The organism is Pseudomonas sp. NPDC086251, assembly GCF_044746405.1.
Classification (GTDB): domain Bacteria; phylum Pseudomonadota; class Gammaproteobacteria; order Pseudomonadales; family Pseudomonadaceae; genus Aquipseudomonas.
In genome coordinates this window covers 1-23,990 of sequence record NZ_JBIVBY010000033.1, presented here as the reverse complement: position 1 = coordinate 23,990, position 23,990 = coordinate 1, and the positions used below count along the sequence as shown (strand labels likewise).

The window sequence follows — 23,990 nt, the reverse complement described above, 5'->3', positions numbered from 1 at the left end:
ACCCAAGGGTAGCCGTTACATTTTTCGACGACGGTGTGTTTTCTTTTCAGGATGAGTCGTCGCATTTTGATGGATCAGGGCCACGCTCAGGTTTGTCTTGCAAGCGCTTGTTTCAACCACGATTTTTTAACGTTTAAAACCGCCGGGCGGTGTATCATTGCGCCCGTCAGCCCCGCCGGGGCTTGTGGAATACCTCCATGGACTTACCCAGTAGTTACTCAGTAAACCGTTTTTCCAATCATGAATTGACTGATTGATCCTTCCGGCGTGCCCCGCTGCTGGGAGTGGAGTTCGCCTATGTCTGAAGTTGAAGTAAAGAAAACGCAAGAAAGCCTGCAGGACCGCCTCGCTCAAGTTGTTGAGCTGTTGCAGCGTCAGCGGGTGGTCGAAGACCTGACTCATCGCCAGGAAGGTCCGCATCACGACCGGGTCGAGAACCTGGTTCACCGGCAAAACCTCGTCGAACTGCAACGCAAGCTCGATGACCTGCACTCCGCCGACGTCGCCTACATCCTTGAAGCCTTGCCGCTGGACGATCGTCTGACGCTCTGGCAATTGGTCAAGGCCGATCGCGACGGCGACATCCTGCTCGAAGTATCCGACTCGGTCCGTGAAACCCTGATCGCCGACATGGACGATCACGAGCTCCTGGCTGCCGCCAAGGACATGGATGCCGACGAACTTGCTGACCTGGCCTCCGAGCTGCCGCGAGACGTCGTCCACGAGCTGATGGAAACCCTCGATGGTCAACAGCGTGAGCGCGTGCGCTCCGCGTTGTCCTATGACGAGGAGCAGGTCGGCGCACTGATGGACTTCGAGATGGTGACGATCCGTGAGGATGTCAGTCTCGAAGTGGTGCTGCGCTACCTGCGTCGTTTGAAGGAATTGCCGGGTCACACCGACAAGCTGTTCGTAGTCGATTACGACGGCGTGCTCAAGGGCGTGTTGCCGATCAAGCGGCTGCTGGTCAACGATCCGGAGAAACAGGTTTCCGAAGTCATGGCCAGCGATCCGGTGAGTTTTCACCCGGACGAAGATGCCTACGATGCGGCTCAGGCATTCGAGCGTTACGACTTGATCTCCGCGCCTGTGGTCGACAAGAACGGCAAACTGATCGGCCGTCTGACCATCGATGAAATGGTCGACCTGATTCGTGAAGAGAGCGAAAACGAAGTTCTCAACATGGCGGGTCTGCGTGAAGAGGAAGATATTTTTGCGTCGGTCTGGAAGTCCCTGCGTAACCGTTGGGCCTGGCTGGCGGTAAACCTGATCACTGCGTTCGTGGCATCCCGGGTGATCGGTTTGTTCGAAGGCTCTATCGAGAAGCTGGTGGCGCTTGCGGCGTTGATGCCGATTGTGGCGGGTATCGGCGGTAACTCGGGAAACCAGACCATTACCATGATTGTTCGCGCGATGGCGCTGGACCAGGTGAGTACCGGCAACACTTCGCGCCTGATGCGCAAGGAGTTGGCGGTAGGCCTGATTAATGGCCTGGTCTGGGGTGGGGTCATTGGCGTTGTCGCCTATCTGTTGTATGGCAGTTGGTCCCTGGGTGTCGTGATGACCGCGGCCATGACGTTGAACCTGCTGCTGGCGGCATTGGCGGGGGTTTTGATTCCTATGACGCTGGCTCGTCTGGGGCGCGACCCGGCCATGGGGGCGAGTGTGATGATTACGGCCATGACTGACAGTGGCGGCTTCTTTATCTTCCTTGGGTTGGCGACGATTTTCCTGCTCTGAGTGGACACCTCGTCCTGAAAGATTTACACCTGTTTTGCCCTGACCCCCGATGCATTGCATCGGGGGTTTTTTATGGGGTGTATATCCATTATTCGGGTGAGGGCTGCTATTGGTTCCGCCCTTACGGCGGGTCACTTTCGAAAAGCGCGAAGGTAACCAAAGCGCTTTTGCCCTTTCGTTCGGTGCCTCGCTTAGGCTCGGCATGCCCTCGCTCCGGTCCTGCTCCGTGGGCCCGCCGCCATCGGCCATCCATGGCCGGGGGCGGCTAACCCGGCATCCCTGCCGGGTTGCCCACTGCGCAGAACCTCCACTCGGCCTCTCGATGGGACGGTGCATCAAGATCAAAAGCACGGCGGCCTGCAGGCCGGCCTGATTGGGGAATACGCATTCCCCTGTAGGAGCGAGCTCGCTCGCGAAGAACGTCAATGACGGCGCGTGTTAACAGGATAAACGCGGTGCCTGTGGGTCCATCGCGAGCAAGCTAGCTCCTACAGGGGATCGGTGCGATACAAATAGATGCGCACACACGGTCAATGTAGGAGCGCCGAAGGCTGCGATCTTTTGATCTTGCCGTTGCTTTGCTTTGCTTTGGCTTCAGATCTGCCGCCCCTTTCCCATAGGCCGAATGGCGGGGTAGAGCGCTACCGCAGAAACGGATATGCCCCCAATCCATCCAATCAACAAATTCTCTACACCCATACTCCAGGCAAAAAAAAGCCAGCAATCATGCTGGCTTGGATTTTTTTCGGGATAGATCAGGAAGCGTCTGCGGCCATTTCGGCATCATGCGCAATCAGCGAAACCAGGGCGTTCTGCTGACGATGGGAGAGTTGGCGGAAGCGTTGCAGCAGCTCACGTTCGTGCAATGACAGCTCTGGGCTGTCCAGGCGCATGCTCAATTCTTCGCCCAGTGCGCCTTCCTGAATAAGACTCTGCTCAAGGCGCGCAATGATTTCGGAGTTCATGCTGCGATGATGATTGCGAGCCACTTCGGCAATGCGTTCACGCATTCCGTCTGGCAGACGTACGACGAACTTGTCAGCCGTACGGCTGGAATAAATTGCCTGTTTCAATGGGCGCATATATTTAACCGGTTAGTTCAGGGGAGCGGTTCTCGGGATTGGCCGCAGGATGTCTGATAGGACAAGCGCTCTGGCCAAATGTTCAACCTGAATTGATAGAGGCTCGCATCATGCCTCAAAGTTGCCAGATCATTGGCGTCAATTCTGTGACAAATATTGATCGGGGTAAAGGCTTAATGCCAGCACCCATTATCAGAAATGCGGACTGGTTTGAAAATTTTCCCCGGGTCCGTATCAATGACCGTTTTCTGTTGCCCAACAGTAATGTCCGAAGACGGCTGAAGGCGCATGCTATTCGGATTCGATCATTGTTCCTTACTTATACAGGATAGTGGCAAATGGCCGATTTACTAGTGGCATACCGGCAGCGGGAGACGTTTTCAGGATGGATGGCAGGCTGATTTTCCTGATGGGGCCGTCCGGGTCTGGCAAGGACAGCCTCATCGAAGCTGCTCGAGCACCCTTGCAGGCGCTCAATTGTGCAGTGGTGCGCCGCGTCATAACGCGCTCGGCCGAGTCGGTGGGTGAGGACGCCGTGGGCGTTTCCCACGAAGAATTCGAGCAACGCAAGGCCGCGGGTGATTTCGCGTTGTCATGGCACGCCAACGGTCTGGCTTACGGCATTCCGGCCGAAATCGATCAATGGCTCAAGGACGGCTGTCATGTCCTGGTCAACGGTTCGCGTGGCTACCTCGCGCAAGCGCTACGTCGTTATCCCACGCTGTTGCCGGTGTTGTTGACGGTCAAGAATGACGTCCTGCGAGAGCGCTTGTTGCGACGTGGTCGTGAGGGGCTTGCGGAGATTGAAGCCAGGCTGCGCCGCAACGGACTATTTACGACGGATGGTTTAATCGGTGATGCGCAGATCCACCGACTCGACAACTCCGGCGACCTGGCTGTGACAGTCGCCAATCTGCTGGACCTGTTGAAGGCTAACGCAATACCGGATCGAATTTGAACTTGCGCCCGGCGATCAGCGCCAACACGAACAACGCGCTGAAGACGCCGCAGGCAATCAGGGGCAAGGTGACGATCGCGTCCTGAACCAAAGATAAATGAAGAATGCCGCTCAGTAAGGCGAGGATGAAAAATCCAGCGGCTGATTTGGACATGCTGTGCTCCTGATGGGGTGAATCAAAATACCAAACGTTCGGACGACTGAGGCGGTAGCCGACTGCTGTCTTCACTGACGAACACGCGCTGATCACTCATCACCGCCAATTGCGGCGCTTTTTGCAGTTGAAGGTAAAGAGGCATGCGTTGGGCGACCGGCTCAGCGCTGCTCTCGGGGGCAAAATGAAAACCCAACAGAATCGCCAGGGCGATCGCATTCGAGAGTAAAAGGGCGCTGTTCATGAGGCTGGCCTCCGTTGTTCTTTGAGAACAGTTAAAGCAGCCGGCATGCCAAGAGTCTAACGGCTATTAAATCCTTTAAAAACAATGAATTAAGATATTCTCACGAACTGTGTGCATTGCATTTTGCAATGATGGCTTTTTGCGGTGATGCAAATTGCACGGTAAACCAGGCCACGTCCCCGCGAAGCATCTGCCTACACTTAAAAAGCCCACGGACGACATGACAAAATCAGACCTGCCCGTTAACATGCACGCCGTCCTCGCACCGCATTCCACGCGGGCGATTTGTGTCTCAGTAGCTCAATTGGATAGAGCATCCCCCTCCTAAGGGGAAGGTTGGCAGTTCGAACCTGCCCTGGGACACCATATCAATCGGGCCTTTCATGCCATTCTCCTGACCGCTCGATTTCTTCGTGACAGCAGGGTGGCAACAGCAGGCCAAAAAGAAGCCCCGCCGGGCAGTGCTCGGTGGGGCTTTTTTGTGCCCGCTTGAACGACGAAAAAGTCACGGCGAGACCAGAATTGGGTTCCCGCGGTCTTAGCGACTGTAATCAACGTAGGGGCCAAGGTAATAACCTTGCATATCACCAGTGATTCGATAAATGACTTCCCGCCCAGGCTTGATGCGGGAAGCGATAGTTTTGATCGCAGCACCGCTGCATAGGCCCGATTCGGCGAGGCCGGTACCGAGGTTCACTTCGCCGGCAGGCAAGTTGAAAGAGGCCCTTTGCCCCGGCCCTATCTTGGCTGCGCGCTGACCATCAATGTAGAACACGATGTCGCAACCCGAGCCGACAAACCCGTCATCCCGGAAAACAGTCAGGAGCCCTGATTCATTCGTGCCCCGGATTTTGAATGGATAAATCTGATCGGCAGGCACCGGTCGCGAATCGGCAATCGGCAACGGTGATGTTGCACATCCGCCCAAGGCCAATAAGAGCACGCCCGCCGCGATAATCCTGTGCATGATTTTTTTCTCCTGGCAGAAAGCGAATGAATCACTGCTTGAGTGATCAAGTGTGTGTCTGGTCCTGATATAGGTTTAGACCTGTTTCAGCACAACCTCCCGACGACTTACATGGCAGCCCGGTCATTGCTGTGCCTTACTCCAGACTCCACTGATGGGGCGAAATCGATGCGACGCAGAGGCGCAAAATTCTGGTTATGGACCAACACGCGGTTACCCCTTCACACCCACGATGAGGTGCTCGGCAATGGTGTGCACATCGAAGTGCAGGCGCGGATCAGTCATGAGGGGATTACCCAGGTCTTCGTCGGCGTCTACGGCACAGATGGCTGGGCGATTTGCGAGGAGTTTCATGATCGATGCATCGGTGAGCAGTACTGCATGGCGCTGAAATGGGGCGCGCAGCGGGCGCGGGAGATTGTCACGGACACCCAGGCGTTCGTCGCGCCGCACCGGGTGCAGTTGACCTTGAGCACGGTGATCACCGATGAGTCGGTGCTGGCGTTGCGGCGCATGGAAATGACCGAGCGTGAGCGTTTGAAGATCCGCTCCGACGACGCGTGGACGGAGTATCAGGCCGCCAAGGCGGCCATGTTGGCCCTGATGCGCTCGACCAAAGTCGATCCCAAAGTCTGGGCAGAGCACAAGGACCGTCTGCGGCAAGCGATCGATCGGCGAACCAGCGTACAGCGTGCCTACCTGTGTTGACGCCGATTCAGCACTAAGTGCGCCGCAGGGCCTCGATGGTGTCGATCAGTTCATCGTAGGACACCGGTTTTCCAATGTGCTGGTCGAACCCGGATTGCCGTGACTTTTGAATGTCGCTTTGTGCGCCGTAGCCGGTCAGCGCAATCGCCGGCACATCCTTGACCAGTGGCAGCTGACGCAAAGCGCTCATCAGCTCGTGGCCGTTCATGACCGGCATGCCCAGGTCAGAAATGATCAGGTCGAAACGGGTGCTCTTCGCGGCATCCAGCGCAGCCACCGGACGGTCGAAGGCCACTACTTCGGCGTCCTCCATTTCCAGCAGCATCTTCAAGGTTTCCAGGACGTCGGCGGAATCGTCTACCAGCAGGATGGTCAAGCCGCTGAGTCTTCCAGAGGCATCATTGACCTGAGTCGAAGACTGGGCCTCGCCCTTGGTCTGTGCCAGTGGCAAGTAAACGCTGAACGTACAGCCCGTTCCCACCCCGGCCGAACTCACCTCGACGGTGCCGCGTTGCGCCTCGGTCAACTGGCGAACCAGCGATAAGCCAATCCCCAACCCTTCACGGTTGTGCGTGGCGTGCTGCTTTTCCGCCTGGCTGAACAGGTCGAATACATGGTCGAGGTTCTCCGGCGCAATGCCGGCCCCATTGTCTTTGACGTCCAGCCGCGCCATGTCCCCGGACTGGCTGGCAATCAACTGCACACGACCCTTGGGCGGGGTGAATTTCAGGGCGTTGTTCACCAGGTTCCAGATGATTTGCTCAAGTCGTGTCGGGTCGGCATGCACCATTAACGGATCGCAAGGCACCAGCAATTCAAGCGTGATGTCATGCTGGTCATTGAGCACGACGGTGTGGATGTCGCGCAGCACACTGGTCAGGTCCACGGCGACCGGTTGCAGCTTGAGCTTGCCAGTGCGCACTCGGGCCACGTCGAGCAGGTCATCGATGATGCGTGCCTGGCTGGTGACGGCATCGCAGATGGTGTTGACGGCCCTGGCCGCCGGCGCCACGGACTTGGTCAGCGGCAAGCGCCGCAGCAGTTCTGCGTTGAGCTGGATCAGGTTGAGCGGGTGCTTGAGTTCGTGGGACATGACCGCGAAGAACTCATCCTTGAGGTAATTGGTGTTGCGGGTCTCGGCCAGTTGCTGGCTCTGCTCTTCATGCTGGCGTTTGTGGCCGGTCAGGTCCCGGGCAATTTTCACGTAGCCTTGAAGATTGTCGCCGCTGAGCAGGGTCACTTCGCCGCTGCAAAAGAACCGGCTACCGTCCTTGCGCAGATGCCAGCGCTCATCGTCGCTGCGGCCATGGGTGCGCACCGACAACAATTCGTTTTCAGGCACGCCCGAGGCGCGATCCTCGGCCGAGAAAATGAAGTCATAGTAAGCGCCTTCGGCCTCGGCCTTGCTGTAGCCAAAGATCAATTCGGCGCCTTTGTTCCAGCTGGTGATGATGCCCTGTTCATCGAGGGTAATGATGGCGTAGTCGCGGGTGCTCTCGGCGACCAGGCGCATGCGTTCTTCGCCCAGGCGCAGCTCTTCTTCGGCCGCGCGACGTTTGGTGATGTCGATGAACGTCAGTACGGTGCCGTCGATATGGTCTTCGCTGGAGCGATACGGCAGCAGGCGGGCGATGTACCAGCGGTTGTCGGTGCTGCTGACTTCGCGCTCGATCATGTTCAGCGATTCGAACACCAGCGCCGCATCACCGGCCAGGTTGTCGTAATGCAGGCGATGGGTGATGTCGAGCAAGGAGCGCCCGGTATCGACCGGCAACATGCTGAAGATGTCGGTGGCGCGCGGGGTGAACCACTTGATGCGCATGCTGCGGTCGACAAACACCGTGGCGATGTCGGTGGAAGCGATCAGGTTGGTCAGGTAATCGTTGATCTTGTCGGTTTCTTCAACCTTGGTTTTCAGCTCGAAGTTGACCGTCAGCAACTCTTCGTTGATCGACTGCAGCTCTTCCTTGCTGGTCTCCAGCTCTTCGGTGGCCGAGCGCAGTTCTTCGTTGATCGCCTGCATTTCTTCATTGGAAGCCTTGAGCTCTTCGCTGGAGATTTCCGACTGTTCGATGGTGTCCTGCAAGTGCAGCTTGGTGCGTTGCAGTTCGCGCTCCAGGTTGGACAGCACCTGGCTTTCGGTCTGGAGCACGGTGCTGGCCGCCAGCTCCGTAGGGTCGACCTCTACTTCCTCGAAAATCACCAGAATGTAGTCGCCGTCCGACTCTTCGTCCTTATAAGGATGAGCGACCAGATCGATCAGGTAACGCCGGTCGTCGCGCTTGATCGGCACTTCGCGGGATTTGACGGGCAGGCCGCTCTGTTGGACCTGGAACAGCGTGGTGCGGATTTCCAGGCGCAGCTCCGGAAGGATCAGTGTCAGCAGATTGCGCGACAATTCACCGCCGACATGCCGCAGGAAGCGCCCGGCACTTTCGCTCATGTGCAGGATGTCGGCGTTGCCGTCGACGATCACGCTCGGCGGTGCGGATTGCTCGAGGGCGCGTTGATGGATGTCGGCAAATGACAGTTTGCGTCGCGCGCTGCTTTGCGGCGCTTCGCGTGAAACATTGCTGCGTACATAACCGCCGCGCGGCATGGTCGGCGTGCGTCGACTGTTGGCGCCGGTCTTGGCGCGGAAAATCCGGTTGCGTTTGTCCACCGGGGCGAACAGTTCGTGGCACGCATCCGCGCTCTCGGACGAGCCGAGAAACAGGAAACCGCCAGGACGCAGGGCGAAGTGGAACATTTGCAGAATTTCGCGCTGCACTTCGCGATCGAGATAGATCAGCAGGTTGCGGCAAACAATCAGGTCGATCTGCGAGAAGGGCGGGTCCGACAACAAACTGTGCTTGGCGAACAGGACTTTTTCGCGGATTTCCTTGCGAATCCGGTAGTGGTCGTCTTCCTTGATAAAGTAGTGCCGCAGCCGCGTCGGCGGCACGTCGGTGATGATGGCTTGCGGGTACAGGCCGGCCCGGCCGACGCTGATGGCGCGCTCGTCGATGTCGGTGGCAAACAGTTGCATCGACGCCGCGCTGTTGTCGAGTTGCAGTTGATCGTTGAGCAACATCGCCAGGCTGTAGGCTTCTTCGCCTGTCGAGCAGCCGGCCGACCAGATGCGGATTTCTTCTTTCTCGGGATGCGCCGACACCGCCGCGCTGACCAGTTGCGGGACGACATCCCGTTCCAGCGCTTCGAAGGCTTCACGGTCGCGGAAGAAGTTGGTCACGCCAATCAGCATGTCCCCCAGCAGCGCCTTGGTTTCTTCGGGATTGCTTTGCAGATAGTTGTAGTACGCGCGCAGATCCGGCTGGGCCGTGACCTGCATCCGGCGCTCGATCCGGCGCAGGACAGTCGCCCGCTTGTAGTGCTTGAAATCATGGCCGGTGCCAGTGCGCAACTGGATCAGGACGTCATGCAGCAATTGTTCGGCGACCACCGCTTCGCGTTCGGACACGGCGGCGACGGTTTGCAGTTCGGGATCGTTGACTGTGGGCAAGCTGATTTCCTGGGAGTTGCGCCACAGCTCCAGGAGCTTTTGCGGCATGTCGATCACGGGCAATACCAGGTCAACCATGTTGGTTTCGATGGCTGCGCGGGGCATGCCGTCGAACTCGGCGTCTTCCGGCGCCTGGGCCAGTGTGATGCCGCCCTGTTCCTTGATCCGCGACAAACCGACCGCGCCGTCCGAACCGGTGCCTGACAGCACCACACAGAAGGCCCGCTCGCGGTGCACGTCGGCCAGGTCGCGGAAGAACAGGTCAATGGAGGCATGGCGACTTTCGCGCGATTCGGGGGTGCTGACTTCAAGAAAACCGTCGTTCATGGTCAAGCGTTGCGCGGGTGAAATCACGTACACCCGGTTTTTCTCGATGGCCACCGTTTCGCTGACCTGCAGGACCGGCATCTGGGTCGATTCCTGGATGATTTTGTCAGCGATGCTTTCGTGATCCGGCGACAGATGAAGAATGATCACGAACGCCATGCCGTTGTCCTGGGGCATGTTCTCGAAGAACAGTTTGATCGCTTGCAGCCCGCCCGCCGACGCGCCTATACCCACCACCGGGAAGTCCAGGGTGCTGGGGCTCTGGGCCTTTTGCTCAGGAGCATTGGCCGAGTGCTTGGGTAAGGTGCTCATACATTCTGCCTTTGCCGGCGATGGGTAAGGGGACTTTGGTTTCAAACGGGGTGAGGCGCACGTCAATAAACCAGAATAATCCCGTTTTTCGATAACACCTTCAAATATTTAGCTCGCTTTGGGTCGGGGTATAAATTCTTTGACAGCCAAATGCACAATTGCGCTCCCCTCGCTTCAAGGGAACGCCACTACTGGCCGATAACCTGAATGGTCTTCTTAAATTGCCTGGAAATCCTCGATGCTGTCGTATCACCAAAAGCGTTTTTTGATCGTCGATGATTTCTCGGATTTCCGCAGTTCCGTCCGGTCCATGCTGCGCGAGCTCGGCGTCAAGGATGTCGACACCGCCGATACTGGCGAGGCGGCGCTGCGCATGTGTTCGCAGAAGGCTTACGATTTCATCCTGCAGGATTTCCACCTCGGCGATGGCAAGAAGAACGGTCAGCAGGTGCTCGAAGACCTGATGATCGAGAAGCTGATCAGCCATGAAGCGGTGTTCGTCATGGTGACCGCCGAAACCAGCCAGGCCATGGTGCTCAGCGCGCTTGAGCATGAACCTGATGCCTACCTGACCAAGCCCTTCAATCGTTCCGGCCTGGCCCAGCGCCTCGAACGGCTGGAGCAGCGCAAAACCTTGCTCAAGCCGATCCTGCAAGCCCTCGACCGGGGCAAACCGGTGGAAGTGCTGAATGCCTGCATCGCCCTGTGCAAGCAAGACATCCGCTATTCGCCGTTGTGCCTGCGCTACCGCGCCGATGCCTTGCGTGACCTGAATCAGAACGAGGCGCTGGAGCGGCTCTACGACAGCATCATTGCCGATCGACCGTTGCCGTGGGCGTTTGCCGGGCTCGGCAAGTTGCTGTTCAAGCGCGGCCAGGTCAGTCAGGCCAAAGGCGTCTACGAAAAAGCCCTGAAAGTGTTCCCGATGATGCCGGCGCTCTACGACGGCATGGCCGACGTACTGGTCGCCGAAGGGGACACCAAGGCAGCCCAGAATGTGTTGGAAGAGGCGATTCGCTTGTCACCGCTGGCGGTGCGCCGCCAGGCATTGCTGGGCAAGCTGGCCATGACCAACGAAGATTTTGAAACGGCCTCAAAAGCCTATCGCCAGGCTGTGTCCCAAGGTGCCCAGTCGCGTTTCAAGGATGCGGAAAGCAACCTCGGCCTGGCCCACGCGCTGATCAGCAAAGGCAGTGAAAAGGGCCTGGACACCCGGACCCGACTGGAAATCAACACGACATTGAGTGCGGTGGCGAAGGAAAACCCGAGCGACCCTGGGCTGCAGATTCGTGCGCGCCTGATGAAGGCTACCAGCCTGCTGCTCAACGATGCCGAGACCGCCGAGAAGCTCACCGAGCAAGCGATGATGCGCCTCGATGGCATGGAACAGTTCATGAGCGCCGAAGCGGCGCTGCTGGTGGCCAAGCAATTGCAAATGCTCGGGCAGGCCAGCGCTGGCGCCTCGATGCTGAAAAACTGCGCGGAAATCTACGGCGACGACCCGACGGTGATGAAGGGCATCGCCAAGCTGACCGACGACCCGGCCATCCTCAATTCCGGCAATGCGGCCGCCGACCTCAACCGTCAGGGCGTGCGGGTGTACAAGACTGGCAATCTGGTGGAGGCTCGCGAGGTATTCCGCAAAGCATTGGCGCTGCAACCGAAGAACATCAGCATCGCCCTGAACCTGGCGCAATCGCTGCTGCACGGCACCGACACCAGTGTGCCTTCGGCGGAAATGGAAGAGTGTCGGACCTGCCTGAAAATGGTCGGCCTGATGCCTGACACCGATGCGCGTTTTCCCCGTTATCAGAAACTGCGAAGCAAGGCGTTTGGCGAATGAACGACAACGATCAGGCACTCGATTTTTCCACGGTGATTGCCTCCACCGTGCACGACATGAAGAACTCCCTGGCCATGTTAATGCAGGCCCACAGCCAATGGCTGGCACGGTTGCCCGACGCGACGCGGCAAACCCCGGAGCAGGGCGTGATCGAGTTCGAGTTCGCCCACCTCAACGGCATGCTGGTGCAGTTGCTGGGGTTGTACAAACTCGGCGTCAACCAGATGCCGTTGCAACCGGCCTACCATGAACTGGATGACTTCATCGAAGCGCAACTGGCCTGTCATCAGGACGTGTTCGCCAGCCGTGGGATTATGGCGACCTATGAAGTGGACCCGTTGAGCCCGCTGGGTTTCTTCGACCGGGAGTTGATCGCTTCGGTGCTGGCCAACAGCATCAATAACGCCATTCGCTACGCCCGCCACGCGCTGTTGATCAGCGTCAGCGATGAAGCCGGGCAACTGGTGCTGACCATCAACGACGATGGCGAGGGTTACCCGCCCGAGATGATCGAGCGCCAGGCCGATTACGTGCAGGGCATCAATCACAGCAGCGGCAGCACCGGGCTGGGCTTGTATTTTGCCGGGCGAATTGCTGCGCTGCACCAGCGCAATGGCGTCGGCGGACGCACCGAAATCAGCAACGGCGGCCCGTTGGGCGGCGGCGTGTTCAGCCTGTATTTGCCCTGATCGGTCTTTTTGTTGGCGCCTGCTTGAAATTCCGAACAGCCGGAGCCTATTTTGTACGGGTCGCCGTTCGCGGCTCGCACAATAAAAAGGATGGCGTCATGACAACCGGTGGCCAGGGTTCACTCGCGGAGCGATTGACGGGCATTGATGAGATCGAGTGTGTTACGCCGGACTTGAATGGCGTACCCCGCGGCAAGGTGATGACCGCCGAGGGCTTTCTCGAAGGGCGGCGTTTGCAGATGGCGCGGGGTGTGCTGCTGCAATGCATCATGGGCGGATACCCGCCAGCCCGTTTTTACGGCAGCGACGATGGCGACCTGGCGCTGGTGCCCGACACGGCGCACATCCATCGCTTGCCCTGGAGCAAGCCACCGCGCGCATTGGCCATTTGCGATGCCGACGAACTGACCGGTGGACGTTCTAACCTGTCGACCCGCGGCCAATTGAAAGCGGTGATCGCACGTTACGCGGCCCTCGGCCTGGCGCCAGTGGTGGCAACCGAGCTGGAGTTCTTTGTCTTCGCACCGAACACCGATCCGACTCAACCCTTCCAGCCGCCGCTCGGCCTGGACGGTCGTCGCGAAGACGGTCAATCCGCGTTCAGCGTCAGTTCCAACAATGGCTTGCGCCCGTTCTTCACTGAAGTCTACGAATGCATGGCGGCCCTGGGCTTGCCGCGCGATACCTTCATGCACGAAATGGGCGTCAGCCAATTCGAGATCAACCTGCTGCACGGCGACCCGCTGCTGCTGGCCGACCAGACTTTTTTATTCAAGCACCTGCTCAAGGAAGTCGCGCTCAAGCATGGCCTGACCGTGGTCTGCATGGCCAAGCCACTGGCGCACACGCCAGGCAGTTCGATGCATATTCACCAGAGCATCGTCGAGATCGGCACCGATCGTAACGTGTTCAGCGACAAGGCCGGCAAACCGACCGCGATGTTCCGTCATTTCATCGGTGGGCAGCAGGCCGGCATGGCGGATTTCACTGCACTGTTCGCGCCGAACGTGAATTCCTATCAGCGTTTGTGCCATCCGTATGCATCGCCGAATAATGCCTGCTGGTCCCACGATAATCGTGCGGCGGGTTTGCGCATTCCGGCCAGTTCGCCGGCCGCTCGTCGGGTCGAAAACCGCTTGCCGGGGGCCGACGCCAACCCGTATCTGGCGATTGCCGCAAGCCTGGCCGCGGGATTGTATGGCATTGAACACCAGCTGGAACCGAGCGAGCCGATCCAGGGTGTGTTCGAAGTACCGGACAATCTTTCGCTGCCGTGTACCTTGCATGCCGCCCTTGAGCGTCTGAAACGTAGCCAATTGGCGAAGGAACTGTTTGGCTCCGAGTTCATCGAAGGCTACATCGCGACGAAGACCCTGGAACTGACCAGCTTCTTTGATGAAATTACGCCCTGGGAACGCCGTGTTTTAGCAGCCCAGGCCTGACGCATCGTATCTATGGAGCTATCTTTTCGGGTAGCCCGTTTCTCACTGCAAGGAGCCGCTCGGAACGCCGATGCGCCAAATCTGGAAACCCTTTCGAGCGCTTTATTTCGCTTCGCTGATGATGTTGATCGGCTCTGGCCTGCTGAGTACCTACTTGGGCTTGCGCCTGGCGGCGGATCACGTCGACAGTCTGTGGGTCGGTGCGTTGATGGCCGCCAACTATTTCGGCCTGGTGCTGGGCGGCAAGATCGGCCATCGGCTGATCGCGCGGGTCGGGCATATTCGGGCCTATTCGGCCTGCGCCGGGATTGTCGGCGCGGCCGTGCTGGGCCATGGCCTGGTCGACTGGTTGCCGGCGTGGCTATTCCTGCGGGTCATCGTCGGCCTTGGCATGATGTGCCAGTACATGGTCATCGAAAGCTGGCTCAACGAACAAGCCGAAGCCTCGCAGCGGGGCGCGGTGTTCAGCGGCTACATGATCGCCTCCTACCTGGGCCTGGTGCTGGGCCAGCTGATTCTGGTCATGCACCCGGCGCTGGGCCTGGAACTGTTGATGCTGGTCGCGCTGTGCTTTGCCTTGTGTCTGGTGCCGGTGGCCCTGACGCGGCGGATTCACCCGGCGCCGTTACATCCGGCACCGATGGAGCCGCGCTTCTTCATCAAGCGCGTGCCGCAGTCGTTGAGTACGGTGCTGGGGGCGGGGCTGATCATTGGTTCGTTCTACGGCCTGGCACCGTTGTATGCCTCGCAGCAAGGGTTATCCACCGAGCAAGTCGGTCTGTTCATGGGTAGCTGCATCTTCGCCGGACTGTTGGTGCAGTGGCCGTTGGGCTGGCTGTCGGACCGTTATGACCGGGCCTTGTTGATCCGCTGTTTTGCGGTGGTCCTGGCCCTTACCGCGTTGCCGCTGGCAATCATGCAACAAGTACCGCTGGAGGTTTTGTTTGTTGCCGGGTTCTTCTGTTCGCTGGTGATGTTCTGCCTGTATCCGCTGGCAGTAGCGTTCTCCAATGACCACGTCGAGGGTGATCGGCGGGTGTCCCTGACGGCAATGCTGCTGGTGACCTACGGCGTGGGCGCGAGCATCGGGCCGTTGGTGGCCGGGGTGCTGATGAAACTGTTCGGCAGCCACATGCTGTATGCCTTCTTCAGTTTCTTCGCACTGGTGCTGGTGTGGCGAATTCGCCCGAAAGCAGTCACCAACCTGCATCAGGTCGACGATGCACCGCTGCATCACGTGGCCATGCCCGACAGCATGTCGAGTTCGCCGCTGGTGGCGTGCCTCGACCCGCGTGTCGATGAGCAGGTGGTGCAGGAACAGATGCAGAACCCGGTCAATCCTGAGCCGGACCCGGAACCCGAAACCGAACCGGTGGCCGAAAGCGATCTGCCTCCGGACGATCCGGACACCGGTCGCGAGCAAAGTTTTACCGAGGCCAGGCCTTAAATCCCAGGCATAAAAAAACGGGCAGTCACCGCAAGGGACTGCCCGTTTTTTATGGCGGTGTCGAACTACATGTCGTCTTTGTCGAAGCGTCGCGCTTCGCGCTGAAGCTGATAGACGAACCGCTCGACTTGCCGCTGCACCAGGCCGCTCATGTTGTGAAAGCGGATGCCGGCGAAGGTGGTGGAGATCTTTTCTTCGAAGTGCAGGTAGCGCAACTCGACCGGCGCGGTCATTTTGCCAAAGGGCAGGGCGGCGGCGAAGCGGTCGTAGACCTGGCCGAGTTGCAGGCTGCCGGTGATGTCGCCGTCGAAGCGCAGCTTGCAGCCGGTGGCGGAGATGTCCAGCAGCTTGCCGCTGATCGGTGCCTTGAGCTTTTCACCGTCCAGATCGACGTTGACCAGTTGCGCCAGTTTCAACGCCGCACGGAACGCATTGCGCCGCTGGTGGTAAACCACCTCGGCGGGCAATGGGCCACGGTAGCAGCGGCTGCCGCCGCACTCGTCGATGCTCAGCGGGCCGTTGCTTTCCCAGGCAATGCGCACACCGTCGTGGAAGCCTTCGACCTTGAACGGTTCGCCGGCCAGCAGGAAGCGTTCACCGTCGCGTGGAATCATTTCGTCCAGGGCGATCGTCTTGCCTTCACGATCGATGTCCACCAGATAGCTCTGGAAGCGCTGGCTGCGCTCGTTGAACGTAATGATCAGCGGGTCATGGCTTTCTTGCAGCTGGCGAAGATTGCCGGAGATCTCCAGGGGCGTGCTGAGCACCTTGGGTGGCTGCGGAGCATCGTCCGCGTTTAAGGCATTGGACACGGTTCATCAATCTCCAGACAAAATTTGACTGCGGCTAGCCAGCATTTTGCCAGCATGTTTCGCGTCTTGATAGGGCGTGCGCATGTTGCCGGCTCAAGCCTGACTGAGTGGGCGCGGCTTCACAAGGGTGGAGAATGATCCGCTGGCATTGTAGAGCGCTGGCGGTTCACCGCCGGTGAGGATTTTCAGCTGAGTGGCCGTGGCGGCCTGCTGCATGATGATCGACTGGCCATTGTTGACGTTGGCGGCCTGGCATTGGGCCAGGAGGTCGGTCAGTACATCGCTTTGTGCCAGCAATTGCTCGCCGATGCTCGACTGCTCGGCCAGTTGCTCAAGGCCCTTGCGCGTGGTCGGCAGGTTGAGGCTGGCGAGGATTTCACTGCGTTTGCGGCCATGCTGTTCGAGCAAGATGATCAGTGCCTGCTTCTGCGCCAGAATGTCTTCGAGCAGTTGCATGTCGCGACCATGCAAGGCGAGGGACTCGGTTTGCAGTAACTGCAGCAAGTGTTGGGCTGGAGCGAAGTCGTCGGTGATCAGTTGCAGCAAATTAGTGTCGTGCATGGCTGGCCTTGGGTTTTAAGCGTCCAAAAGCCTGGCGCAGACCGTGGTGGCCTAGCGCTGGGCTTCGAAGTTGAGCAGTTTGCTGGCTACGCGGTTGCTGTCGACTTTATAGCTGCCATCGGCAATCGCTGCTTTCAACTCGGCCACGCGGGCTTTGTCGACGGCAGGCTGATCGCGCAGCGAGTCAGTGACCTTCTGCAACTGTTGAGCCTCATTGCTGAGATGTACCGATTCCCCGCTTTTGACGGTGCTGGCCTGTTCGGCCGGGGTATTCAGCGGCGCGGATTTGCCGACTTCGGCGGTTTCCTTGGCAACGCTGGTACGTGTACTGCCCGTCAGTGATGAGGAACTGTTCAAACGGTTGAAATCGATGACCATGATAAAAAAACCTCTGGGTATTTGGACGCTTGCCATGTTTTCGGCCATACCCGGAAAAACTTTAGGCCCATTTATCAATGAGCTTGCGCGCGCCAGCGCTTGCCCTGCCTGGGGCACAGTTTAGGCAACAGTCGGGCGGTGCGCCATCTCTTCATGAGCACAGGGCGCATGCGCAGGGCGTCCGCGAACGAAGGTCGCTACATGGCCACTTCCACCTGGCCGGGCGCGATGACTTGCGCCTTGATGACTCGCTGCGAGTTGAGGTTTTTCACCCTGATCTGTTCGCGCAGGCCGCCATTGGACAGCGCTTCACCCGGCATGCGCACGCTGAGCGTACCACTGCGCGCGGTGATCACCACTTGGTCGCCCTTGCTGATCACTTCGGCCTGTTCCATGTGCACCAGAGTAACTACCTGATCGGCGACCATTGGTCGGGTCAGTTTCTGCCCGATCGCCTGATCGACTGAGGTCAGGTAGCCCTGGCTGATCAAGCTGATGTCGCGTTCACGCAACGTCACGTCTTCGGGCTCGATAATGCCGGTGCGGCGCAGGGGCCGGGTGGTCGTCACGATGTCGCGAAACAGGCGGACTTGAGCGGGCACGAAGACCGTCCAGGGCGATGCGCCTTCGCAGCGAACCTTGACGGTCACCCGGCCCAGTGGCTTGGCCGGACTCTCCAGGGTGGCTGTCAATTCCTTGTCGCACATGGGCATGCGCAGGCGCGGATCGAGTTGGTTGACCTGGATCTCGTAACGGCCTTCCGTTTGACTCGTCGCCAAATAGTCCTCTACGGTGAATTCAAGAAAGCCCTGTGTGACGCCGATAAGCATGTCAGGCAAGGTAACCGCGTCAGCAAGGGCAGGGCTGCCAGCGTTGAACAGGCAAACGGCCGACATCGCGCAAAGCAATTTGCGGGAGATTGATGTCAGGCGTCGGGAAAATGTCGGTTCTGTGTTCATAAGAGTTAAAAAGCAAGCGCCGTGCCGTTTAGTGATGAATGCGCGTCGCAACACACTTAAGCGTTGGTGTAGGAGTCTGTGCATGGCTGGTGTAATGGATGCGGTGAACCAGCGCACGCAACTGGTTGGGCAGAATCGCCTTGAGCTGTTGTTGTTCCGTCTCGACGGCCAGCAGCTTTACGGGATCAACGTGTTCAAGGTTCGGGAGGTGCTGCAATGCCCCAAACTCACGCTGATGCCAAAATCCAGTCCTGTCGTGTGCGGTGTGGCGAATATCCGGGGGGCGACCATTCCGATTCTTGATCTGGCGATGGCGACCGGCTCCGGCGCCTTGAAGGACAAGAACAATCCCTTCGTGATCATCACGGAGTACAACACCAAGACCCAGGGTTTCCTGGTCCGCTCGGTGGAGCGCATCGTCAACATGAACTGGGAGGAGATCCATCCGCCACCCAAGGGCACGGGACGCGATCATTACCTGACGGCTGTGACTCGGGTCGACAATCAGCTAGTCGAAATCATCGACGTCGAAAAAGTCCTGGCGGAAGTGGCGCCGACACCGGAAGCGATTTCCGTTGGCGTGGTGGATGTCGAAACCCAGCACAAGGCGCTGTCCTTGCGCGTGCTGACGGTCGACGATTCGTCGGTGGCACGCAAGCAGGTCACGCGTTGCCTGCAGACGGTCGGTGTCGAAGTGGTGGCGTTGAACGACGGTCGGCAAGCGCTGGAATACCTGCGCAAACTGGTCGACGAGGGCAAGAAGCCGGAAGAAGAGTTCCTGATGATGATTTCCGACATCGAGATGCCGGAAATGGACGGGTACACCCTCACGGCCGAAATCCGCGCCGACCCGCGCATGCAAAAGCTTCATATCATCCTGCATACTTCGTTGTCGGGCGTATTCAATCAGGCGATGGTCAAGAAAGTCGGTGCCGATGACTTCCTGGCCAAGTTCCGTCCTGATGACCTGGCATCCCGGGTAGTCGACCGGATCAAAGCAGCAGACATCAGCTAGGGGCCTTTTGCCCCTGGCGGTCAACACGATTTAAGAGGCGGTATCTTTGTCTACGGGTAATTTGGATTTCGAACAGTTCCGGGTCTTCCTGGAAAAAGCCTGTGGCATTTTGCTCGGTGAAAACAAGCAATACCTGGTCTCGAGCCGTCTCAACAAACTGATGGAACAGCAGGGCATCAAGTCCCTGGGTGAGCTGGTGCAGCGTATCCAGACCCAGCCGCGCAGCGGTTTGCGCGAGATGGTGGTGGATGCCATGACCACTAACGAAACCCTGTGGTTTCGTGACACCTATCCGTTTGAAGTCTTGAAGAACAAGGTGCTGCCCGAAGCGATCAAGGCGGCTCCCGGCCAGCGCCTGCGGATCTGGTCGGCGGCGTGCTCGTCGGGTCAGGAACCGTATTCGCTGTCGATGTCGATCGACGAGTTCGAGCGGGTCAACATGGGCCAGTTGAAGATGGGTGTGCAGATCGTTGCCACAGATCTGTCCGGCACCATGCTGAACAACTGCAAGACCGGCGAGTACGACAGCCTGGCCATCGGCCGCGGTCTTTCGCCCGAGCGCCTGCAACGTTACTTCGACCCGAAAGGGCCGGGACGCTGGGCGATCAAGGCGCCGATCAAGAGCCGGGTGGAGTTTCGCTCGTTCAACCTGCTGGACAGCTACGCGAGCCTCGGCAAGTTCGATATCGTGTTCTGCCGCAACGTGTTGATCTACTTCTCCGCCGAGGTGAAGAAAGACATCCTGTTGCGCATCCACGGCACGCTGAAGCGCGGCGGTTATCTGTTCCTCGGTGCCTCCGAGGCGCTGAACGGATTGCCGGACCATTACCAGATGGTCCAGTGCAGCCCGGGGATCATTTACCAGGCGAAGTGAATCGTTGGCGGCAACAAAAAAACGGGAGTCCTCAGGGGCTCCCGTTTTTTGTTGCCTGATGATTTCCCCCAAACACCGCAACCCCTGTAGGAGCGAGGCTTGCCCGCGAAAGCGGTGTGTCAGACAACATCATCTTGACTGCCCCGACGCTTTCGCGGGCAAGCCTCGCTCCTACAGGGAAAGGTGTTGTTCATTGGAAAGCGGCAGAAAAGCGGCAGCCAGCGGAAATCGGTTGCCGCTTTTCTGGCATTGCCGCTTTACCACTGCCCGCAAAGCCCCGGTTTACGGGCTTTTTTGAATTGGCACGACGCTTGCTATGTCTCTGTTACGAAAAATCAGGTCACCCGAAGGTTTCCCGACATGAGCATCAGCTTCGATAAAGCGCTCGGTATCCACGAACAAGCCCTGGGCTTCCGCGCCCAGCGTGCCGAAGTCCTGGCCAACAACATCGCCAACGCCGACACCCCGAACTACAAGGCTCGGGACCTGGACTTCTCGAAAGTGCTCGCCGAGCAGAGCGAGAAAACCAAAAACGGCACGTTCGCCTTGAACATGACCAACAGCCGTCATATCGAAGCGCAAGGCCTGGGCAATGGCGACGAGTCGCTGCTGTACCGCACGCCGATGCAACCGTCGATTGACCAGAACACCGTGGACGCCCAGCTGGAACAGTCGAACTACGCGGAAAACGCGGTCAACTTCCAGGCCAGCTTCACCCTGCTCAACAGCAAATTCAAAGGGCTGGTGTCAGCCCTGCGTGGAGAGTAAGTCATGTCCCTGTCCAGCGTTTTCAACATTGCCGGTAGCGGCATGAGTGCCCAGACCACTCGCTTGAACACCGTTGCTTCGAACATCGCCAACGCCGAGACCGTTTCGTCGAGCATCGACCAGACCTACCGTGCGCGTCACCCGGTGTTCGCCACCATGTTCCAGGGCGGCCAGAGCGGCGGCAGCGATTCGTTGTTCCAAAACCAGGACGCCGCCGGTCAAGGCGTGCAAGTGCTGGGCGTGGTCGAAGACCAGAGCAACCTCGAAGCGCGCTACGAGCCGAACCATCCGGCTGCCGACGCCAAGGGCTACGTCTACTACCCGAACGTCAACGTGGTGGAAGAAATGGCCGACATGATTTCCGCCAGCCGTTCGTTCCAGACCAACGCCGAAATGATGAACACCGCCAAAACCATGATGCAAAAGGTCCTGACCCTCGGTCAGTGATAAGGGGCGACTCAGATGAGTGTTACCGATACGACCGGTGGTTTGAGCCTCAAGGATATCCTGGCCAACTCCTCGATCAAGACCAACACCAATAACGATAGCCTCGCATCGGCCGCCGGCAGTGCCAGCGGCAAAAAGGCCCTGGGCAAAGACGCGTTCCTGCAATTGCTGGTGACGCAGCTGAAAAACCAGAACCCGCTGGAGCCGCAGGACAACGGCGCGTTCGTCGCGCAGTTGGCGCAGTTCAGCAGCCTGGAAGGCATCACCACGCTCAACGAGACCGTGTCCGGGATTGCCGGCAACTACAACTCGTCCCAGGCGTTGCAGGCTTCGTCACTGGTCGGCCGTTCGGTCATCGCGCCGGGCGACAAGGCGGTGGTCGACACAACGAAGGGTTTGACCGGTTCGGTGGCGATACCGCAGTCGGTGGCGTCAGCCACCCTGACGATTTCCGACAAGGACGGCAAAACGGTCCGCACGATCAAGCTGGAAGACCAGAAAGCCGGTAATTCGAGCTTCACCTGGGACGGTAAGGACGATGCCGGCAACGTTGTCGCATCGGGTACTTACACGTTTGGGGCAACGACCACGATCGATGGTCAGGGCGCAGCGCTGGTCACCAATCTGCCGGCGACCGTCAACAGCGTGACCATCAGCCAGACCGGCGGTGAGTTGATGCTCAACCTGGCCGGGCTGGGCAGCGTCGCCCTGTCCAAAGTTCAAACCATTGGTATATAGAGCCGACTAACACGGCACAAAGGAGTGGAATATGTCTTTCAATATCGGCCTTAGCGGTCTCTATGCAGCCAACAAACAACTGGACGTGACCGGCAACAACATCGCCAACGTGGCGACCACCGGTTTCAAATCGTCCCGTGCAGAATTCGAAGACGTGTACTCGGCGACCAAGTTGGGTTCGGGCAGCAAGACCACCGGCAGTGGCGTGCGCCTGGCCAACGTTTCCCAGCAGTTTACCCAGGGTGACATCAACAACACCGGTAACGTGCTGGACATGGGCATCAACGGTTCCGGCTTCTTCGTACTGAACAACAACGGTTCGCTGTCCTACACCCGTGCCGGTACGTTCAAGGTCGACAAGGAAGGTTTCGTCACCAACACCGACGGCACCTCGCGCCTTCAGGGTTACGGTGTGGATGCCAACGGCAAGATCGTCAACGGTGTGCTGACCGACCTGCGCATTGACACCTCCAACCTGGCGCCGAAAGCGACCGGCCTCATTTCGTCGACGATCAACCTGAACTCAACTGCGGCGGTGATCGATCAAACCGTTCCCGCCAACAAGTTCGACCCGAGCAAAGTCGAGACGTACACCAAGCCGTTCAGCACGCCGGTGTATGACAGCCAGGGCAACAAGCACGTCATGGACCAGTACATGGTCAAGACGGGCGCCAACACCTGGGATGTCTACACCCTGATTGACGGTCGTAACCCGGATGGCAGTCTGCCCACCGCGCCGACAGCGCCGGTCCCTTCGACCATGACTTTCGATTCGACTGGCAAGCTGGTCCAGGTCAGCACTCCGGCCCCGCCAGGTGCTCCGGTCATCAGCAGTGACCTGAAGGTCACCACCTGGGTTCCGGGTTCCGTGACCAACGGCGTCTGGACCGCCAACGGTGCGAGCGCCAACCCTGCGGGCGTGACCATCTCGATGGCCAACACCACGCAATACAATGCCGACTCCGCGCGCTCGATTCCAACGCAGGATGGCTACGCCACTGGCCAGATCACCAACCTGACCATCGACGGCAGCGGTGTGTTGCTGGCCAACTTCAGCAACAACCAGACCAAGCCTATTGGCCAGATTTCGTTGGCCAGCTTCACCAACGAACAAGGGTTGCAGCCGGTGGGCGGCACCAGCTGGAAAGAAACCTACGCGTCGGGTATCCCGGGCTACGATGCACCGGAAACCGGCACCCTGGGTTCGATCGCTTCCAACTCCCTGGAAGAGTCCAACGTCAACGTGACCAACGAACTGGTCGACCTGATCAAGGCCCAGAGCAACTACCAGGCGAACGCCAAGACCATCTCCACCCAGAGCACCATCATGCAGACCATCATTCAGATGACCTGATGCGGGTGGGTGGTTAGCGCTTCACCAAGAGCCCCTCGATCGAGGGGCTTTTTTATGACTGGGATTTTTGTCAGGGACCAGGATTTTGTGTTGTCCGGGGACGGCCTCTTCGCGGGCAAGCCTCGCTCCTACAGGTTTGATTTCATCTGTAGGAGCGAGGCTTGCCCGCGAAGGCGTCAGACCTGCCGTCATATTCCTCAAGGCAAAAGAAAACCCCCGACAAGCCAGAGACCTGTCGGGGGTTCTTGTGTTACCGGCTCAGCTTATTGGCAAGCTTCGCAATCCGGCTCGTCGATGGCGCAGGCCTTTGGCACTGGAGCAGGGCCGGCAGGTGCTGCCAGGACCGAATCTTCACCGTGGTTGCCGCCGCTGGAAACAGCGTTCAGCTTGCCGGTGTTGATGGTCGACTTCTCGGTGCTGGTCGCGGCCAGGGCACGGAGGTAGTAAGTGGTTTTCAGGCCACGGTACCAGGCCATGCGGTAGGTCACGTCGAGCTTCTTGCCCGAAGCGCCGGCGATGTACAGGTTCAGCGACTGCGCCTGGTCGATCCACTTCTGACGACGGCTGGCCGCGTCGACGATCCACTTGGTATCCACTTCGAACGCGGTCGCGTAGAGCTCTTTGAGTTCTTGCGGGATGCGCTCGATCTGCGGCACCGAACCGTCGTAG

Annotated in this window: 22 protein-coding genes, 1 tRNA gene and 1 pseudogene; 14 read left to right on the top strand and 10 right to left on the bottom strand. The window is 58.8% G+C overall.

Annotation, left to right across the window (positions count from 1 at the left end; genetic code table 11):
- Positions 1–297 precede the first annotated feature (297 nt).
- The gene (gene mgtE, locus ACIPL2_RS28585) at positions 298–1,740 is read left to right on the top strand and encodes a magnesium transporter (RefSeq protein WP_401362253.1); all 1,443 of its coding nucleotides are present in this window, start codon (positions 298–300) and stop codon (positions 1,738–1,740) included.
- Positions 1,741–2,495: 755 nt separating this feature from the next.
- Here mgtE and ACIPL2_RS28580 read toward each other — a convergent pair.
- The gene (locus ACIPL2_RS28580) at positions 2,496–2,822 is read right to left on the bottom strand and encodes an Arc family DNA-binding protein (protein WP_003178899.1); all 327 of its coding nucleotides are present in this window, start codon (positions 2,820–2,822) and stop codon (positions 2,496–2,498) included.
- Positions 2,823–3,207: 385 nt separating this feature from the next.
- Here ACIPL2_RS28580 and phnN point away from each other — a divergent pair, with 385 nt between their 5' ends.
- Positions 3,208–3,780, top strand: coding sequence for a phosphonate metabolism protein/1,5-bisphosphokinase (PRPP-forming) PhnN (phnN, locus tag ACIPL2_RS28575; protein WP_401362250.1), 573 nt, complete (start codon positions 3,208–3,210; stop codon positions 3,778–3,780).
- On the opposite strand, the gene ACIPL2_RS28570 is transcribed toward phnN, so the two are convergent.
- Both ACIPL2_RS28570 and ACIPL2_RS28565 read right to left on the bottom strand, forming a co-directional pair.
- The gene (locus ACIPL2_RS28570) at positions 3,755–3,934 is read right to left on the bottom strand and encodes a PA3371 family protein (protein ID WP_401362248.1); all 180 of its coding nucleotides are present in this window, start codon (positions 3,932–3,934) and stop codon (positions 3,755–3,757) included. The two genes, phnN and ACIPL2_RS28570, sit on opposite strands and share 26 nt — an antisense overlap.
- A 22-nt stretch (positions 3,935–3,956) precedes the next feature.
- Entirely contained in the window at positions 3,957–4,178 is a 222-nt protein-coding gene (locus tag ACIPL2_RS28565) for a hypothetical protein (protein WP_401362245.1), read from the bottom strand.
- Between the two features lie 289 nt (positions 4,179–4,467).
- Here ACIPL2_RS28565 and ACIPL2_RS28560 point away from each other — a divergent pair.
- Positions 4,468–4,544 (top strand) — tRNA-Arg (locus tag ACIPL2_RS28560).
- A 172-nt stretch (positions 4,545–4,716) separates the two neighbouring features.
- Here ACIPL2_RS28560 and ACIPL2_RS28555 read toward each other — a convergent pair.
- Positions 4,717–5,145 (bottom strand): hypothetical protein, encoded by a 429-nt coding sequence (locus tag ACIPL2_RS28555; protein WP_401362242.1) that lies wholly within the window; start codon positions 5,143–5,145, stop codon positions 4,717–4,719.
- Between the two features lie 168 nt (positions 5,146–5,313).
- Between ACIPL2_RS28555 and ACIPL2_RS28550 the strand changes: the two genes are divergently transcribed.
- Positions 5,314–5,853 (top strand): hypothetical protein, encoded by a 540-nt coding sequence (locus tag ACIPL2_RS28550; RefSeq protein WP_401362239.1) that lies wholly within the window; start codon positions 5,314–5,316, stop codon positions 5,851–5,853.
- A gap of 13 nt (positions 5,854–5,866) precedes the next feature.
- Here the strand turns inward: ACIPL2_RS28550 and ACIPL2_RS28545 are convergent, their stop codons facing one another.
- The gene (locus ACIPL2_RS28545) at positions 5,867–9,994 is read right to left on the bottom strand and encodes a CheR family methyltransferase (protein WP_401362236.1); all 4,128 of its coding nucleotides are present in this window, start codon (positions 9,992–9,994) and stop codon (positions 5,867–5,869) included.
- 238 nt (positions 9,995–10,232) lie between these two features.
- On the opposite strand from ACIPL2_RS28545, the gene ACIPL2_RS28540 reads away from it, so the two are divergent.
- The 4 genes from ACIPL2_RS28540 to ACIPL2_RS28525 all read left to right on the top strand — a co-directional run bounded on the left by ACIPL2_RS28540 (position 10,233) and on the right by ACIPL2_RS28525 (position 15,415).
- Entirely contained in the window at positions 10,233–11,837 is a 1,605-nt protein-coding gene (locus ACIPL2_RS28540; protein ID WP_401362233.1) for a response regulator, read from the top strand.
- Complete coding sequence (locus ACIPL2_RS28535; protein ID WP_401362230.1) at positions 11,834–12,526, top strand: sensor histidine kinase; 693 nt, start codon at positions 11,834–11,836, stop codon at positions 12,524–12,526. The genes ACIPL2_RS28540 and ACIPL2_RS28535 overlap by 4 nt, the downstream gene beginning before the upstream one ends.
- Before the next feature lie 200 nt (positions 12,527–12,726).
- Positions 12,727–13,968 (top strand): glutamine synthetase family protein, encoded by a 1,242-nt coding sequence (locus tag ACIPL2_RS28530; protein WP_401362375.1) that lies wholly within the window; start codon positions 12,727–12,729, stop codon positions 13,966–13,968.
- A gap of 70 nt (positions 13,969–14,038) precedes the next feature.
- Positions 14,039–15,415, top strand: a complete 1,377-nt coding sequence (locus ACIPL2_RS28525) for an MFS transporter (protein ID WP_401362227.1) — start codon at positions 14,039–14,041, stop codon at positions 15,413–15,415.
- A 65-nt stretch (positions 15,416–15,480) separates the two neighbouring features.
- Here ACIPL2_RS28525 and ACIPL2_RS28520 read toward each other — a convergent pair whose 3' ends face one another.
- The 4 genes from ACIPL2_RS28520 to flgA form a co-directional block, all read right to left on the bottom strand.
- Entirely contained in the window at positions 15,481–16,227 is a 747-nt protein-coding gene (locus ACIPL2_RS28520) for a flagellar brake protein (RefSeq protein ID WP_401362224.1), read from the bottom strand.
- A gap of 93 nt (positions 16,228–16,320) precedes the next feature.
- The gene (locus ACIPL2_RS28515; RefSeq protein WP_059404875.1) at positions 16,321–16,788 is read right to left on the bottom strand and encodes a flagella synthesis protein FlgN; all 468 of its coding nucleotides are present in this window, start codon (positions 16,786–16,788) and stop codon (positions 16,321–16,323) included.
- A 51-nt stretch (positions 16,789–16,839) separates the two neighbouring features.
- Complete coding sequence (gene flgM / locus ACIPL2_RS28510; protein ID WP_401362220.1) at positions 16,840–17,166, bottom strand: flagellar biosynthesis anti-sigma factor FlgM; 327 nt, start codon at positions 17,164–17,166, stop codon at positions 16,840–16,842.
- Between the two features lie 197 nt (positions 17,167–17,363).
- Positions 17,364–18,125: a flagellar basal body P-ring formation chaperone FlgA gene (flgA, locus tag ACIPL2_RS28505; RefSeq protein ID WP_401362217.1), complete on the bottom strand. Its 762-nt coding sequence runs from the start codon at positions 18,123–18,125 to the stop codon at positions 17,364–17,366.
- 82 nt (positions 18,126–18,207) lie between these two features.
- Here flgA and ACIPL2_RS28500 point away from each other — a divergent pair, with 82 nt between their 5' ends.
- From ACIPL2_RS28500 to flgE, 6 genes are all read left to right on the top strand, one after another.
- Positions 18,208–19,140 carry a chemotaxis protein CheV gene (locus ACIPL2_RS28500; protein WP_059404872.1) on the top strand — a complete coding sequence of 311 codons (933 nt, stop codon included), beginning with the start codon at positions 18,208–18,210 and terminating at the stop codon, positions 19,138–19,140.
- Positions 19,141–19,186: 46 nt separating this feature from the next.
- Positions 19,187–20,014 carry a protein-glutamate O-methyltransferase CheR gene (gene cheR, locus ACIPL2_RS28495; RefSeq protein WP_149417395.1) on the top strand — a complete coding sequence of 276 codons (828 nt, stop codon included), beginning with the start codon at positions 19,187–19,189 and terminating at the stop codon, positions 20,012–20,014.
- 360 nt (positions 20,015–20,374) lie between these two features.
- On the top strand, positions 20,375–20,782 hold the full coding sequence (flgB, locus tag ACIPL2_RS28490) for a flagellar basal body rod protein FlgB (protein WP_059404870.1): 408 nt from the start codon (positions 20,375–20,377) through the stop codon (positions 20,780–20,782).
- A 3-nt stretch (positions 20,783–20,785) separates the two neighbouring features.
- Positions 20,786–21,229, top strand: a complete 444-nt coding sequence (gene flgC / locus ACIPL2_RS28485; protein ID WP_007937507.1) for a flagellar basal body rod protein FlgC — start codon at positions 20,786–20,788, stop codon at positions 21,227–21,229.
- Between the two features lie 15 nt (positions 21,230–21,244).
- Positions 21,245–21,967 carry a flagellar hook assembly protein FlgD gene (gene flgD / locus ACIPL2_RS28480; protein ID WP_401362206.1) on the top strand — a complete coding sequence of 241 codons (723 nt, stop codon included), beginning with the start codon at positions 21,245–21,247 and terminating at the stop codon, positions 21,965–21,967.
- A 31-nt stretch (positions 21,968–21,998) separates the two neighbouring features.
- Complete coding sequence (flgE, locus tag ACIPL2_RS28475; protein ID WP_401362203.1) at positions 21,999–23,321, top strand: flagellar hook protein FlgE; 1,323 nt, start codon at positions 21,999–22,001, stop codon at positions 23,319–23,321.
- A 263-nt stretch (positions 23,322–23,584) separates the two neighbouring features.
- Here the strand turns inward: flgE and ACIPL2_RS28470 are convergent.
- Positions 23,585–23,990 (bottom strand): annotated as a pseudogene (locus ACIPL2_RS28470) (ribonucleoside-diphosphate reductase subunit alpha); the annotation flags it as partial.

What these genes read in the sequence shown, in the direction of transcription:
- mgtE (WP_401362253.1), top strand. Translation starts at nt 298, where the DNA reads ATGTCTGAAGTTGAAGTAAAGAAAACGCAAGAAAGCCTGCAGGACCGC.
- ACIPL2_RS28580 (WP_003178899.1), bottom strand. Translation starts at nt 2,822, where the DNA reads ATGCGCCCATTGAAACAGGCAATTTATTCCAGCCGTACGGCTGACAAG.
- phnN (WP_401362250.1), top strand. Translation starts at nt 3,208, where the DNA reads ATGGATGGCAGGCTGATTTTCCTGATGGGGCCGTCCGGGTCTGGCAAG.
- ACIPL2_RS28570 (WP_401362248.1), bottom strand. Translation starts at nt 3,934, where the DNA reads ATGTCCAAATCAGCCGCTGGATTTTTCATCCTCGCCTTACTGAGCGGC.
- ACIPL2_RS28565 (WP_401362245.1), bottom strand. Translation starts at nt 4,178, where the DNA reads ATGAACAGCGCCCTTTTACTCTCGAATGCGATCGCCCTGGCGATTCTG.
- ACIPL2_RS28555 (WP_401362242.1), bottom strand. Translation starts at nt 5,145, where the DNA reads ATGCACAGGATTATCGCGGCGGGCGTGCTCTTATTGGCCTTGGGCGGA.
- ACIPL2_RS28550 (WP_401362239.1), top strand. Translation starts at nt 5,314, where the DNA reads ATGCGACGCAGAGGCGCAAAATTCTGGTTATGGACCAACACGCGGTTA.
- ACIPL2_RS28545 (WP_401362236.1), bottom strand. Translation starts at nt 9,994, where the DNA reads ATGAGCACCTTACCCAAGCACTCGGCCAATGCTCCTGAGCAAAAGGCC.
- ACIPL2_RS28540 (WP_401362233.1), top strand. Translation starts at nt 10,233, where the DNA reads ATGCTGTCGTATCACCAAAAGCGTTTTTTGATCGTCGATGATTTCTCG.
- ACIPL2_RS28535 (WP_401362230.1), top strand. Translation starts at nt 11,834, where the DNA reads ATGAACGACAACGATCAGGCACTCGATTTTTCCACGGTGATTGCCTCC.
- ACIPL2_RS28530 (WP_401362375.1), top strand. Translation starts at nt 12,727, where the DNA reads ATGACCGCCGAGGGCTTTCTCGAAGGGCGGCGTTTGCAGATGGCGCGG.
- ACIPL2_RS28525 (WP_401362227.1), top strand. Translation starts at nt 14,039, where the DNA reads ATGCGCCAAATCTGGAAACCCTTTCGAGCGCTTTATTTCGCTTCGCTG.
- ACIPL2_RS28515 (WP_059404875.1), bottom strand. Translation starts at nt 16,788, where the DNA reads ATGCACGACACTAATTTGCTGCAACTGATCACCGACGACTTCGCTCCA.
- flgM (WP_401362220.1), bottom strand. Translation starts at nt 17,166, where the DNA reads ATGGTCATCGATTTCAACCGTTTGAACAGTTCCTCATCACTGACGGGC.
- flgA (WP_401362217.1), bottom strand. Translation starts at nt 18,125, where the DNA reads ATGAACACAGAACCGACATTTTCCCGACGCCTGACATCAATCTCCCGC.
- ACIPL2_RS28500 (WP_059404872.1), top strand. Translation starts at nt 18,208, where the DNA reads ATGGCTGGTGTAATGGATGCGGTGAACCAGCGCACGCAACTGGTTGGG.
- flgB (WP_059404870.1), top strand. Translation starts at nt 20,375, where the DNA reads ATGAGCATCAGCTTCGATAAAGCGCTCGGTATCCACGAACAAGCCCTG.
- flgC (WP_007937507.1), top strand. Translation starts at nt 20,786, where the DNA reads ATGTCCCTGTCCAGCGTTTTCAACATTGCCGGTAGCGGCATGAGTGCC.
- flgD (WP_401362206.1), top strand. Translation starts at nt 21,245, where the DNA reads ATGAGTGTTACCGATACGACCGGTGGTTTGAGCCTCAAGGATATCCTG.
- flgE (WP_401362203.1), top strand. Translation starts at nt 21,999, where the DNA reads ATGTCTTTCAATATCGGCCTTAGCGGTCTCTATGCAGCCAACAAACAA.